Here is a 12397-nt window from a genome sequence, read left to right on the forward strand (position 1 = left end):
GAATGGGACACGTGGTTAAAATTGGACGTTATGAGATTGTGGATGCCGATCTTGACAGTGAGAACCCCGACACCGTCAGTATCCCCTGTGATACCAATCCCGGCTTAATTACGCAACTTGACGGCTGGGATCGTGATACCAGCGTTCCGGCCTGGATCGACGGCGAACCGGTTAATCTGCAAATCGGGCATTACGATAAACAGCAGGACCGCTGGATTTTAAAGAAGCCAGCCTGAGTTGCTCACCCGACCGCCAGTCAAATCAACTGGCGGTAATTCCTAAAAATAGTCTTAAACAGTTTGGTTATAACCGCCCCTTCTCTTATTTTATCCTTCTAAAACAATCGGTTACCCCTTTAAAACTTTAATCAATTTTCATGTTTTCAGATTTTTTCCGTATTAACTCTGTCAAATAACTCCTGCATACTCCTTCTCAACGCTGCAATATTTCGTGAGTGACATCACGCTTTTCCGGTCGCTCTTTTCGCAGCTTCGTTTGGCTGTACTGACTGCAACAGACTGAAAATTATTTTTTAATTTTTTCAGTAGCCCACTCCTGAACGCGTACTTGATTCTGGTCAGGCCATCTTTTACTTAAGAAAGAGAGCAGGTTTTATGGCAAGTACATTGATAATGAATAACCCGAGCCGCTCGTGGAGCGGAACGCGTAAAAATATCATCGTGAAGTTCGCCCTGAGTTTTTCTGATTTGATTGCACTTAATCTGGCGTTGTTTTTATCGGCCGCCACTATTCAGGGTATTTGGGGAGAGCTGGATACATTTATTCCCCCGCAACAAATTGAATACCGCTTTGTCGCGCAGTTTATTATGTCCGTCATGTGTACCGGTTGGTTTTGGGTACGCCTGCGCCACTACACCTATCGCAAACCCTTTTGGTTCGAGCTGAAAGAAATCGTTAAAACGCTTTTCGTTTTCTCCTTGCTCGATCTCGCCCTGATTGCTTTCTCTAAGTGGGATTTTTCCCGCATGGTGTGGGTGTTCAGCTGGACCTACGCGCTGCTGTTGCTGCCATTAATGCGCGCGTTGGTTAAGCGCGCCATTAACAAAGCCGGTCAGTGGCAGAAAGAGACCATTATTATTGGTTCGGGCCGCAACGCCACCGAAGCTTACGCCGCGCTGCAAAGCGAGGAGATCCTCGGTTATAACGTACAGGCATTTATCTCAGTAGATGACGTGCCGACGCAGCAGACGGTGAATGGCGTGCCGGTGATTACCTGGAAGGATATCAACTGGCAAACCATCGACCGCGACAACGTGCAGTTTATTGTGGCGATGGAATATGAGCAGCAACCGATGCGCGACCGCTGGCTGAAGTTCCTGTCGAAGATGAACTGTCGCTCAGTCTCGGTGATCCCGACCCTGCGCGGTGTGCCGCTCTACGGTACCGACATGTCGTTTATCTTCAGTCATGAAGTGATGATCCTGCGGGTCAGCAACAATCTGGCCAAACATTCGTCGCGGTTCCTGAAGCGCGCCTTTGACCTGATTGTCGCTTCAATGCTGCTGCTGTTCCTCGGTCCGATTTTCGCCCTGCTCTGCTACATGGTGAAACGCGACGGCGGCAACGCTATCTACGGCCATGAGCGCGTCGGCCAGGATGGTAAGAAGTTTAAATGCCTTAAATTCCGTTCTATGGTCACCAACTCGAAAGAGGTGCTGGAGAATCTGCTGGCGACCAGCGAAGCGGCGCGTATTGAGTGGGATAAGGACTTTAAACTGAAGAACGATCCGCGCATCACTAAGATTGGTGGCTTCCTGCGTAAAACCAGCCTGGATGAGCTGCCGCAGCTGTGGAACGTGATCCGCGGCGAAATGAGCCTGGTGGGGCCGCGTCCGGTGATTGAGGCGGAGCTGGAGCGTTATGCCGGTGATGTTGATTACTATCTGATGGCGAAACCCGGCATGACCGGCTTGTGGCAGGTCAGCGGACGTAATGACATCGACTATGACACCCGCGTCTACTTTGACTCCTGGTATGTCAAAAACTGGGCGTTGTGGACCGATATCGCTATCCTGTTTAAAACCGCCGGTGTAGTACTGCGCCGCGACGGCGCTTACTAAACCTGTTATGCGATGCCTGTTTACAGCAGGCATCGCAACTTCCGCACGTTCCCCTCTATCTTTTTTCGCGCTGAATCATTACCCTCTGCGGCTCGTTTTTTAACAGAACGTTTACCCTCTGGTCGATATGCAAAAATTTACTCTACTGTTATTGAGCCTGGTACTGCTGGCACCTTTAGGCATCGATCTCTATTTGCCCACGCTGCCGCAGATTGCAGCAGGGCTGAATACTCCGGTCAATCTGGTGCAGACCACTATTCCTCTGTTTCTGCTGGTGATGGGACTGGGACAGCTGGTCACCGGCCCGCTGGTGGATAACTACGGTCGCAAGCCGATCGCCCTGCTCGGGCTGGCGCTCTATATTACAGGCAGCGTCATCGCCGCTACGGCCACCTCGTTTCCGCTGTTCCTGATTGCCCGCCTGGTGCAGGGCTGTGGCGTCTGCTGTAGCGCAGTGGTCGCCTTCAGCGGCGTACGTGACCGTCTGAGCGGTGATGACGCAGCACGCGCCTACGGGTTTCTGAATGGCGCGTTAAACATCGTGCCGGCGCTGGCACCGCTGCTGGGTGGCCTGCTGGCCAGCGCTTTTGACTGGCGCGCGCCTTTCTGGTTCCTGTGCGGCTACGGCGCGCTGATCATGCTGCTGGTGATTATCTGGCTGCCGGAAACGCGTCCGGCCGATACTTTGCGGGTCAAAGGCCTGCCGATTGCCCAGTATGCTGCCATTCTGCGTCAGCCACGCTTTCTCGCTTTTGCCTTTGCTAATGCGGGCGCTCTGGGCATGGTGCTGACCTATGTGTCACTGGCTCCGCAGGTTTTGATGACCGAGGGTGGCTTATCGCCAATTCAGTTCTCCTTTGCCTTTGGTGCCAACGGCTTCTGGATTATGTTTGTCAGCGTGTTCGTCAATAAAACCATCCGCAAAGCGGGACGGCCGTTCTGTCTGGCGATGGGCTTTATTACCATGCTGCTGGGGGCGCTGCTGCTGCTGGCGGGAATGATGCTGTTCCCGGCGTCGATGCAGACTCACTGGGCCCTGTATATGTTCCCGGTGGCGGTATCGGTAGCCGGTCTGGCGTTTACCGTCGGTCCGGCCACCAGCTATGCGCTGGAGCCGTATCAGCAACAGGCGGGGGTAGCCTCCGCATTACAGGGATTTATCCAGATGGCGGGCGGTGCGGCAGGCAGCCTGATTATCGTGGCGCTGCCGATGGCTGAAAAGCTGTCACTGAGTCTGATGATGTTGCTGGGTGCCGTGCTGGCGTTGATCGCCTGGCGCTGCAGCAGGAAGATGCGCGGCCGGGTGACCGCGCTGAGCTGACCTTAACTTAGCTGAACCGGAACGCGCGGAGCCAGTGCGCACATCAGTTCGTACCCCACCGTTCCGGCCGCTTTTGCCACCTGATCGATCTTCACCTGTTCGCCCCACAATTCCACCCGCGAGCCGATTCCGGCCTGCGGACAGGGGGTCAGATCGACAGTGATCATGTCCATCGACACCGCACCCACCACCTGGGTCTGTATCCCATCGACGCTGACCGGTGTACCGGTTGGAGCATGGCGCGGATAACCATCCGCATAGCCACAGGCCACCACCCCTATCCGCTGCGCCTGCGTCGCATGATAACGGTAGCCATAGCCGACGCCATCGCCCGCCTGTAGCTGCTGAATGCCGATAATCTCACTGCTCAGCGTCATTACCGGTTGCAGACCGCTGCTGGCAATATCCTGCCAGTCGCCGCTCGGTGACGCGCCATACAGAATAATGCCGGGCCGCACCCAGTCATAATGCGCTTCAGGGTGCCACAGGGTACAGGCGGAGTTGGACAGCGATCGCGGGCAGCTCAATCCTTCGGCCGCCTGCTCAATCCGCTGTAGCGGAACGATAATGCCGTCGGGATTCTCGGCATCCGCAAAATGGGCCATCAGCGTCATTTCAGCGACGTTGTTAAGTGCACGCAGTTTCTGCCATGCCGCGTTCACCTGTTCGGGCCGGAAACCGAGCCGGTTCATTCCGCTGTTGACCTTGAGATAGATATCAATCGGTGCCGACAGCGTCGCGTTAGCCAGCGCTTTAATCTGCCAGTTACTGTGCACGCTGGTGGTCAGGCGATAGCGATCGATCAGCTGCAGATCCTCTGGCTGAAAAAATCCCTCCAGCAGCAGGATCGGTTTTTTCCAGCCCTGCTCGCGCAACAGAATCGCCTCTTCCAGATTAAGCAGGGCAAAGCCGTCGGTGGTGGCCAGACTTTCCCAGACGCGGGCAAGTCCATGGCCGTAAGCGTTAGCCTTAACCACCGACCAGACGCGGGACGCAGGTGCGGCCTGGCGAACCACCGCCAGGTTATGTCGCAATGCCTGCTGATTGATGGTGGCGACAATCGGACGTGACATCCTTCCTCTCCCTGAGAGCTTAACGAGTAGCGTTGGCGTTACGCAGTGGCGAAGCACTCGCCACGAAACCGGGTAAGTAGCGGAACACCGATAAGTCATCGGCGGCGATCGACGGTTTTTTACCGCTGATCAAATCGGCCAGCAGTTGACCCGAACCGCAGGCCATCGTCCAGCCCAGCGTTCCATGACCGGTGTTAAGCCAGAGGTTAGCCACCGGGGTGGCGCCGACAATTGGCGTACCGTCGGGCGTCATGGGACGTAAGCCGGTCCAGAAGCTGGCCTGCGCCAGATGACCGCCTTCAGGATAGAGATCACTGACCACCATCTCCAGCGTTTCCCGCCGTGCTTCGGTCAGTCTGGTGTTAAAACCAACAATTTCCGCCATGCCGCCCACCCGGATACGATCGTCAAAGCGGGTCACCGCGACTTTGTAAGTTTCGTCGAGAATGGTTGAGACCGGTGCAGCATCCGGATTTTTAATCGGGATGGTGAGTGAATAACCTTTCAGCGGATAGACCGGGATATCGACCACGTTGCGCAGCAGCGCGGTGGAATAGGAGCCCAGCGCCACCACATACTGATCCGCTTTAACGATCTCCTCACCGCACTTCACGCCGTAGATACGATTACCGTCGCGCAGCAGGTGGTCGATCGGGGTATTAAAGCGGAACACCACGCCGGCCTGTTCTGCCATTTTGGCCAGCCGCTGGGTAAACAGCTGGCAGTCGCCGGTTTCATCATTCGGCAGGCGTAAACCGCCGGTCAGTTTATGCTGCGTAGCCGCCAGCGCCGGTTCAACCCGCGCCAGCTGATGGGCTTCCAGCAATTCATAGGGCACGCCCGCTTCGCGCAGCACCGCGATATCTTTGCTGGCGCTGTCGTATTGCTGTTGGGTGCGGAACAGTTGCAGGGTGCCGCCCTGCCGGCCTTCATAGGCGATGCCGGTTTCGGCGCGCAGCGCTTTCAGGCAATCACGGCTGTATTCCGCAATCCGCACCATCCGGCTTTTGTTCTGCTGATAGTGGTTGATATCGCAGTTACGTAACATCTGCCACATCCACTCCAGCTGGAAGCTGCTGCCATCCAGCCGCACCGCCAGCGGGGCATGCCGCTGAAACATCCACTTTACCGCTTTTAGCGGCACGCCCGGCGCCGCCCAGGGCGCTGCATAGCCTGGCGAAATCTGACCAGCATTGCCTGCGCTGGTCTCCAGCGCCGCGGCAGGCTGACGATCAATCACCGTCACCTGATGTCCGGCCCGCGCCAGATACCACGCGCTCGCCACACCTACCACACCACTTCCCAGAATCACAACGTGCATATGTCCCCCACCCGGCATGTAAAAGCATAATTCACTGTTCATCAGGCGACATTCAGCGGATTCACTCAGCGGATATCACCCCGAAATTTCAGCAACTATTTCACATCTTTTTTACTTAACAGGTAACTAAAATCATATCACCGCGCAAAATTCAGAGATTTATCCGCCTTATCGGGCCAATTCAGAAATAAATGACAACGAAGCCAGTTAAATCTGCTTTTGGCAGGAGAATCATTCAACCCCATACAAAGCGCTTATAAACAGGATTATATTCCACATTTTAAATTCATGGTCGAGTTAAAGGCTATTAAATTCCACACTAATCCACTCTGAATGATTTTCTGCCAAAGAATTCATTTGAGTTCGCATTTCGGATAGGCGACAGTGGACTATCATTGTTGTGTTCGCTCAGTTTTTTTCGGGTTCCCTTTCTCAGGATGAAGCCTTAAATAACCGGAACGGGTTGCCTTTCGGGTCAGCCAGTTTGCAAAAAAAGAGGTGCGCTATGACGACAATCTTTGACGATCCCATCAAGGACAGCAAACGACTCAATGACGGACCAGACTGGACATTCGAACTGCTGGATGTCTACTTAGCCGAGATCGACCGTGTGGCGAAACTCTACCGGCTCGATACCTATCCGCACCAAATCGAAGTGATCACCTCTGAACAGATGATGGACGCCTATTCCAGCGTCGGTATGCCGATCAATTATTCACACTGGTCATTCGGTAAAAAGTTCATTGAAACCGAACAGCGCTACAAGCATGGTCAGCAGGGTCTGGCCTACGAGATTGTGATCAACTCCAATCCCTGCATCGCCTATCTGATGGAAGAGAACACCATGACCATGCAGGCGCTGGTGATGGCGCACGCCTGTTACGGTCATAACTCTTTCTTCAAAAATAACTACCTGTTCCGCAGCTGGACCGACGCTGGTTCGATAGTTGATTACCTGCTATTTGCTAAAAATTACATCAGTGATTGCGAGGAGCGCTACGGCGTTGAGGAAGTCGAACGACTGCTCGACTCCTGCCACGCGCTGATGAACTACGGCGTTGACCGTTATAAACGGCCGCAGAAGATCTCGCTGCAGGAGGAGAAAGCGCGACAGAAGAGCCGCGAAGAGTATCTGCAGAGCCAGGTGAATACCCTGTGGCGTACGCTGCCACGGCGTGAAAAAGAGACGGTGCAGGTTGAAGCGGCGCGTTATCCGTCTGAACCGCAGGAAAACCTGCTCTATTTTATGGAGAAGAACGCGCCGCTGCTGGAGCCGTGGCAGCGTGAGATCCTGCGCATTGTGCGTAAGGTGAGCCAGTATTTCTATCCGCAAAAGCAGACCCAGGTGATGAACGAAGGCTGGGCCACCTTCTGGCACTACACTATCCTTAACCATTTGTATGACGAAGGCAAAGTGTCGGAACGTTTCATGATGGAGTTCCTGCACAGCCACACCAACGTGGTGTTTCAGCCGCCGTACAACAGCCAGTGGTACAACGGCATCAATCCTTATGCCTTAGGGTTTGCGATGTTCCAGGACATCAAGCGCATCTGCCAGTCACCCACCGAAGAGGATCGCTACTGGTTCCCGGATATTGCCGGTTCGGACTGGCTGGAAACCCTGCACTTTGCGATGCGTGAATTCAAGGATGAGAGCTTCATCAGTCAGTTCCTGTCGCCGAAAGTGATGCGTGACTTCCGGCTGTTTACCGTGCTGGATGATGACCGCAACAATTACCTTGAGATTGCGGCTATCCATGACGAAGCGGGCTACCGGGCAATTCGCCAGCAGCTTTCGGCGCAGTACAACCTGAGCAATCTGGAGCCTAACATTCAGGTCTATAACGTGGACTTACGTGGCGATCGCTCGCTGACGTTGCGCTATGTACCGCAGAGCCGTACCCCGCTGGATAAAAGCCGCCGCGAGGTGCTGAAGCATGTGCATCGTCTGTGGGGATTTGATGTGATTCTGGAACAGCAGAATGAAGATGGCAGCGTCGAACTGCTCGATCGCACGCCCTCACGTGGCTCACCACTCTGACCTGAGTATAAAAAAACCGGACGCGATGTCCGGTTTTTTGTTAGCGTTTACTGCCGAGGTCATCCGGCATGCTTTTTTGCATGCTGTGCCAGATTTCACCGCTGCGACGGCCGTAATGGCGCACCGCATCAACAATCTCATCCTGGCTCGGCTCTTTGTCGCACAGCGCCAGCAGTCCAAGATAGAAGTCACGCGCCACCTGACGCGCTTCCGGGTTAGAAAAGTAGTGACGCCCGACCCGGGTGTAGAGTCCTTTCAGCCCATTCAGGATCAAACCATAGATTGGGTTGCCGGAGGCAAACGCCAGACCACGGAATATCCGGTAATCGAGTTCGGTATAGGCATCAGCCTGATCATCCGCACTGGCCACGGTTTCCAGCACTTCACGTGCTTTTTCCGGATGATGACGCAGCGCGCGACTGATAAAAATTGACGATATATTGGTACGAACCGACAGCAGATTATCGATCAACACCGGCACGCTGTCGTGATCGAGACGCGCCAGGGTTTCCAGAATATTCAGTCCGGAGGTCTCCCAGAAGTCATTCACCCGGGTCGGTTTACCGTGCTGAATGGTCAGCCAGCCATCACGTGCCAGACGCTGTAACACTTCCCGCAGGGTGGTGCGTGTTACCCCAATCAATTCAGAAAGCTCACGTTCAGCAGGAAGAATCGACCCTGGCGGAAAGCGGCTGTTCCAGATGCTTTCAATAATATACTCTTCAGCAAATCCCGCTGGGCTCTGAGCCTTAATTACCATAGCAGTTTGTTCTCGTTGCTTTCTTAATCGTGATGGGCACTCATCATACCAGACGCCCTATAGCGGATATAGCCTGCGCAACACTTTAAACCGGACGCGGATGCAATTTTCCGGGCTGACTCACGGTGAAACCGCGCTAATTTGCGCCCGGCACCGCTAAGGATTATTCTTTGCGGCAGAAATCCATACACAACAACAGGATACTTATTCAGATGGAGATGACATACGGGCAAGCGTTAAAACGGAATTTTCTCGGCCAGTCGCCCGACTGGTATAAAGCATTAATGCTGGTTTTCCTGATCGTGAATCCGTTGATTTATGCGTTTGTCAGCCCGTTTGCCGCCGGCTGGTTGCTGGTAGCAGAATTTATTTTTACCCTCGGCATGGCGCTTAAATGCCATCCGCTGTTGCCAGGCGGCCTGCTGGCGGTTGAGGCGATAATTATCGGCATGGCCAGCGCCGATCAGGTCAAAACCGAGCTGGCAAATAATCTGGAAGTGCTGTTGCTGCTGATCTTTATGGTGGCAGGCATCTTCTTCATGAAGCAGCTGTTGCTGTTTGTCTTTACCCGCCTGCTGCTGTCAATCCGCTCAAAAGTGCTGCTCGGCGTGACGTTCTGTCTGGCCGCCGCCTTTCTTTCCGCCTTCCTCGACGCGCTGACGGTACTGGCCGTGGTAATCAGCGTGGCCGTGAGCTTTTATGAGATCTATCACCGGGTCGCCTCCGATCCGCAATTCCAGCAGCATCCGCTGGCACAGCGTGAGACGCTGGAACAGTTCCGCGCCTTTCTGCGCAGCCTGATGATGCAGGCCGGCGTCGGTACCGCACTGGGTGGCGTGATGACCATGGTGGGTGAACCGCAAAACCTGATTATTGCCCATGCCGCCAGCTGGGACTTCGTCCAGTTCTTTCTGCGGATGGCGCCGGTCACGGTCCCGGTGCTGATCTTCGGCATCGTCACCAGCGTGCTGGTCGAAAAATTCCGCTGGTTTGGCTATGGTGCCACCCTGCCGGCCAGCGTGCGTCAACTGCTGGAAGAGAGTGAACAGCAGAACGCTGCACAGCGTACCCGCCAGGAGAAGCTGAAACTGTGGATTCAGGCGGCGATTGGCCTCTGGTTAATTGTCGCGCTGGCGTTTCATCTGGCAGAGGTCGGTCTGATTGGGCTGTCGGTGATTATTATGGCCACGGCGCTGTGCGGCATCACCGATGAGCACGCGATTGGTCAGGCGTTCACCGAAGCGCTGCCGTTTACCGCCTTGCTGACGGTGTTTTTTGCCATCGTGGCGGTGATCATTGAGCAGCAGCTGTTTGCACCGCTGGTCACCTTTGTGCTCAGCACGGAGCCCGACGCCCAGCTTAAGTGGTTCTACGTTTTCAACGGCCTGCTCTCCTCCATTTCAGATAACGTCTTCGTCGGATCGGTTTATATCAATGAAGCGCGTCATGCCTTTGATCGTGGCGCGATTGACGCCCGGCAGTTTGAGTTGCTGGCGGTGGCGATCAACACCGGTACCAATCTGCCGTCGGTCGCCACACCGAATGGCCAGGCGGCATTCCTGTTCCTGCTGACCTCGGCGCTGGCACCACTGATTCGTCTGTCGTACGGACGGATGGTGTGGATGGCACTGCCGTTTACCGTGGTACTGTCGCTGGTGGGCTATCTGGCAATCCACTTTCTGCTGGTGCCGTATACCGACAGCCTGCTCAGTCTCGGATGGCTTTCACCGCCGCACCTGTAAACCTTTTAGCCGGTCTGGATCAGGTTCAGGTCATATTTGAACATGATTTTTCCCTGCGCCAGGCTGGTTTGGCGGCGCTTTTGGTTTACACTGCGAGGCATTAACGTTTACAGGGAATGCAATATGTTACGATATCTGAATCAATGTTCTCGTGGTCGCGGAGCCTGGTTATTACTGGCCCTGACAGCGCTGGCGCTGGAACTTACGGCGTTATGGTTCCAGCATGTCATGGGACTCAAGCCCTGCGTAATGTGTATTTATGAACGCAATGCGTTATTCGGCGTGATGGGTGCCGGTCTGATCGGCGCCATAGCGCCAAAAACGCCGTTACGGTTGGTGGCGCTGGCATTGTGGTTATACAGCGCATGGCAAGGTCTGCGCCTCTCCTATGAACACACCATGATTCAGCTGCATCCCAATCCTTTTACCACCTGTGACTTTGCGGCACGTTTCCCCAGTGGCTTACCGCTGGATAAATGGCTGCCGTCGGTGTTTCTCGCCAGCGGCGATTGTGCCGACCGCAGCTGGACCTTCCTGACCTTCAGCATGCCGCAGTGGATGATCGTGGTGTTCGCCGCTTATCTGCTGGTGGCGCTGCTGGTGCTGATCGCCCAGCCGTTTAAAGCGAAACGCCGCGATCTGTTCAGTCGCTGATAACAAACTGTTGCGTCGCTGATAGCAAAAAGGCTGCCACTGGCAGCCTTTTTTGATGATTACTCCGGCGCTTAGCCGTTACGGTCAGGTCGATCGATAATGTGATCTTCCCAGTCGCGCACTTCACTCTCCCGCACCGCAATGTAACGTACTGAAATCCGCTGGGCGTGCATCTCTTTTTTTGAGCCAGCACGCAGCGGATGCCAGGCTGGCAGCGGCTTGCCCTCACCCAACAGGCGATAGGCGCAGGTGCGCGGCAGCCAGTCAAAGGTGGTGAGGTTCTCGCGCGTCAGCTTGATGCAATCCTCTTCAAGTTCGAAGCGACGTTCATAATTGCGGCACTGGCAGGTTTTGATATTCAGCTGATTACAGGCGACGTTGGTGAAGTAGATCTCATCGGTGTCGGCGTCCTGCAGCTTATTCAGACAGCACTGCCCACAACCATCACACAAGGATTCCCATTCCTCATCGCTCATTTTTGCCAGGCGTTTGTGTTGCCAGAAAGGGGTGTCAGTCATGATGATTGTCCGGGTTTAGCGTAAACCGCACCTTATAAAGCCTCTGGTGCGGCGATGCAAGTTTTACAGTACGCGCGTGCTGATGCCGTGTCCGGCCAGTGACACTTCCAGCTGATCGCCAGAGCGCATCGGACCGACCCCTTCCGGGGTTCCGGTCAGGATCACATCACCGGCACGCAGGGTGAAATACTGGCTCATGTGGGCAATCAGCGGCAGGATTTTATGGATCATATCCACAGTGGAACCGTGCTGACGCACCTCACCATTCACCCGCAGCTTAAGTTCGGTATTCTGCGGGTCATCACTGAATTCAGCGGCCGGGATAAAACCGGAAATCGGACAGGAATTATCGAAACCTTTCGATTTTTCCCACGGCTGGCCCGCTTTCTTCAGCCCTGCCTGCAGGTCACGCAGCGTCAAATCAAGCGCCACGCCGTAGCCGGCAATCGCCTGCGCCACATGCGCTTCTGTCGCCTGCTTCAGGGTTGCGCCAATCAGGACCGCCAGCTCAACCTCATGATGAACTTCGCCAAACGCATCCGGAATCGACAGCGGCTGGCGCAAATCACACAGCGAGGTTTCCGGCTTGATGAAAATCACCGGTTCGGTGGGCGTGGCGCTGCCCATCTCTTTAATGTGTTTCGCATAGTTGCTGCCGACGCAAACCACTTTGCTGACCGGAAAGTCCAACAGAGCGCCTTGCCAGTTACGATGCTGATACATGCTTATCCCCTGCGTAGGTTAGTTGTGATGCCAGCGTGGCTGGCGGGTCGATGTTTGCGGCTGTGTTGATCGAAATGCCAACCTCATCGCCTGATAATAAGACGCTTTTAGCTCTCCGGGGGGAAGAATTTGTCAAAAAGCGTGAATCAGAGCGCTGAACTGA

Annotated in this window: 11 protein-coding genes; 6 read left to right on the forward strand and 5 right to left on the reverse strand. The window is 54.7% G+C overall.

What is annotated here, in order from left to right:
• Window positions 1–2 precede the first annotated feature (2 nt).
• The 3 genes from AC6I8I_RS10460 to AC6I8I_RS10470 all read left to right on the forward strand — a co-directional run bounded on the left by AC6I8I_RS10460 (window position 3) and on the right by AC6I8I_RS10470 (window position 3402).
• On the forward strand, window positions 3–236 hold the full coding sequence (locus tag AC6I8I_RS10460; protein WP_069728546.1) for a DUF1480 family protein: 234 nt from the start codon (window positions 3–5) through the stop codon (window positions 234–236).
• A gap of 378 nt (window positions 237–614) precedes the next feature.
• Window positions 615–2081 carry an undecaprenyl-phosphate galactose phosphotransferase WbaP gene (wbaP, locus tag AC6I8I_RS10465; protein WP_312055790.1) on the forward strand — a complete coding sequence of 489 codons (1467 nt, stop codon included), beginning with the start codon at window positions 615–617 and terminating at the stop codon, window positions 2079–2081.
• Window positions 2082–2208: 127 nt separating this feature from the next.
• A complete protein-coding gene (locus tag AC6I8I_RS10470; protein WP_312055789.1) occupies window positions 2209–3402 on the forward strand; it encodes a multidrug effflux MFS transporter in 1194 nt (397 codons plus the stop codon).
• A 2-nt stretch (window positions 3403–3404) separates the two neighbouring features.
• Here AC6I8I_RS10470 and dadX read toward each other — a convergent pair whose 3' ends face one another.
• The gene (gene dadX / locus AC6I8I_RS10475; protein ID WP_312757178.1) at window positions 3405–4475 is read right to left on the reverse strand and encodes a catabolic alanine racemase DadX; all 1071 of its coding nucleotides are present in this window, start codon (window positions 4473–4475) and stop codon (window positions 3405–3407) included.
• A gap of 19 nt (window positions 4476–4494) precedes the next feature.
• Entirely contained in the window at window positions 4495–5796 is a 1302-nt protein-coding gene (locus AC6I8I_RS10480; RefSeq protein WP_312055787.1) for a D-amino acid dehydrogenase, read from the reverse strand.
• A 505-nt stretch (window positions 5797–6301) separates the two neighbouring features.
• Between AC6I8I_RS10480 and AC6I8I_RS10485 the strand changes: the two genes are divergently transcribed.
• Window positions 6302–7837, forward strand: a complete 1536-nt coding sequence (locus tag AC6I8I_RS10485) for a SpoVR family protein (RefSeq protein ID WP_312055786.1) — start codon at window positions 6302–6304, stop codon at window positions 7835–7837.
• Between the two features lie 40 nt (window positions 7838–7877).
• On the opposite strand, the gene fadR is transcribed toward AC6I8I_RS10485, so the two are convergent.
• Window positions 7878–8597 carry a fatty acid metabolism transcriptional regulator FadR gene (gene fadR, locus AC6I8I_RS10490; protein ID WP_312055785.1) on the reverse strand — a complete coding sequence of 240 codons (720 nt, stop codon included), beginning with the start codon at window positions 8595–8597 and terminating at the stop codon, window positions 7878–7880.
• Window positions 8598–8809: 212 nt separating this feature from the next.
• Here fadR and nhaB point away from each other — a divergent pair, with 212 nt between their 5' ends.
• The gene (gene nhaB / locus AC6I8I_RS10495; RefSeq protein ID WP_312055784.1) at window positions 8810–10339 is read left to right on the forward strand and encodes a sodium/proton antiporter NhaB; all 1530 of its coding nucleotides are present in this window, start codon (window positions 8810–8812) and stop codon (window positions 10337–10339) included.
• A gap of 123 nt (window positions 10340–10462) precedes the next feature.
• Window positions 10463–10993, forward strand: coding sequence for a disulfide bond formation protein DsbB (gene dsbB / locus AC6I8I_RS10500; RefSeq protein WP_312757181.1), 531 nt, complete (start codon window positions 10463–10465; stop codon window positions 10991–10993).
• A 71-nt stretch (window positions 10994–11064) separates the two neighbouring features.
• Here the strand turns inward: dsbB and ycgN are convergent, their stop codons facing one another.
• Entirely contained in the window at window positions 11065–11511 is a 447-nt protein-coding gene (ycgN, locus tag AC6I8I_RS10505) for a cysteine cluster protein YcgN (protein WP_497827810.1), read from the reverse strand.
• 63 nt (window positions 11512–11574) lie between these two features.
• Window positions 11575–12234, reverse strand: coding sequence for a fumarylacetoacetate hydrolase family protein (locus tag AC6I8I_RS10510; RefSeq protein ID WP_497827811.1), 660 nt, complete (start codon window positions 12232–12234; stop codon window positions 11575–11577).
• Window positions 12235–12397: the final 163 nt, after the last annotated feature.

The sequence above is a fragment of the Pantoea sp. X-Soil-YNGN-775 genome (assembly GCF_059730575.1).

Excerpts from the sequence above, each read along its gene's own strand:
- AC6I8I_RS10470 (WP_312055789.1), top strand. The coding sequence starts at position 2,209 with ATGCAAAAATTTACTCTACTGTTATTGAGCCTGGTACTGCTGGCACCT.
- wbaP (WP_312055790.1), top strand. The coding sequence starts at position 615 with ATGGCAAGTACATTGATAATGAATAACCCGAGCCGCTCGTGGAGCGGA.
- dadX (WP_312757178.1), bottom strand. The coding sequence starts at position 4,475 with ATGTCACGTCCGATTGTCGCCACCATCAATCAGCAGGCATTGCGACAT.
- AC6I8I_RS10485 (WP_312055786.1), top strand. The coding sequence starts at position 6,302 with ATGACGACAATCTTTGACGATCCCATCAAGGACAGCAAACGACTCAAT.
- nhaB (WP_312055784.1), top strand. The coding sequence starts at position 8,810 with ATGGAGATGACATACGGGCAAGCGTTAAAACGGAATTTTCTCGGCCAG.
- fadR (WP_312055785.1), bottom strand. The coding sequence starts at position 8,597 with ATGGTAATTAAGGCTCAGAGCCCAGCGGGATTTGCTGAAGAGTATATT.
- dsbB (WP_312757181.1), top strand. The coding sequence starts at position 10,463 with ATGTTACGATATCTGAATCAATGTTCTCGTGGTCGCGGAGCCTGGTTA.
- ycgN (WP_497827810.1), bottom strand. The coding sequence starts at position 11,511 with ATGACTGACACCCCTTTCTGGCAACACAAACGCCTGGCAAAAATGAGC.
- AC6I8I_RS10510 (WP_497827811.1), bottom strand. The coding sequence starts at position 12,234 with ATGTATCAGCATCGTAACTGGCAAGGCGCTCTGTTGGACTTTCCGGTC.
- AC6I8I_RS10480 (WP_312055787.1), bottom strand. The coding sequence starts at position 5,796 with ATGCACGTTGTGATTCTGGGAAGTGGTGTGGTAGGTGTGGCGAGCGCG.
- AC6I8I_RS10460 (WP_069728546.1), top strand. The coding sequence starts at position 3 with ATGGGACACGTGGTTAAAATTGGACGTTATGAGATTGTGGATGCCGAT.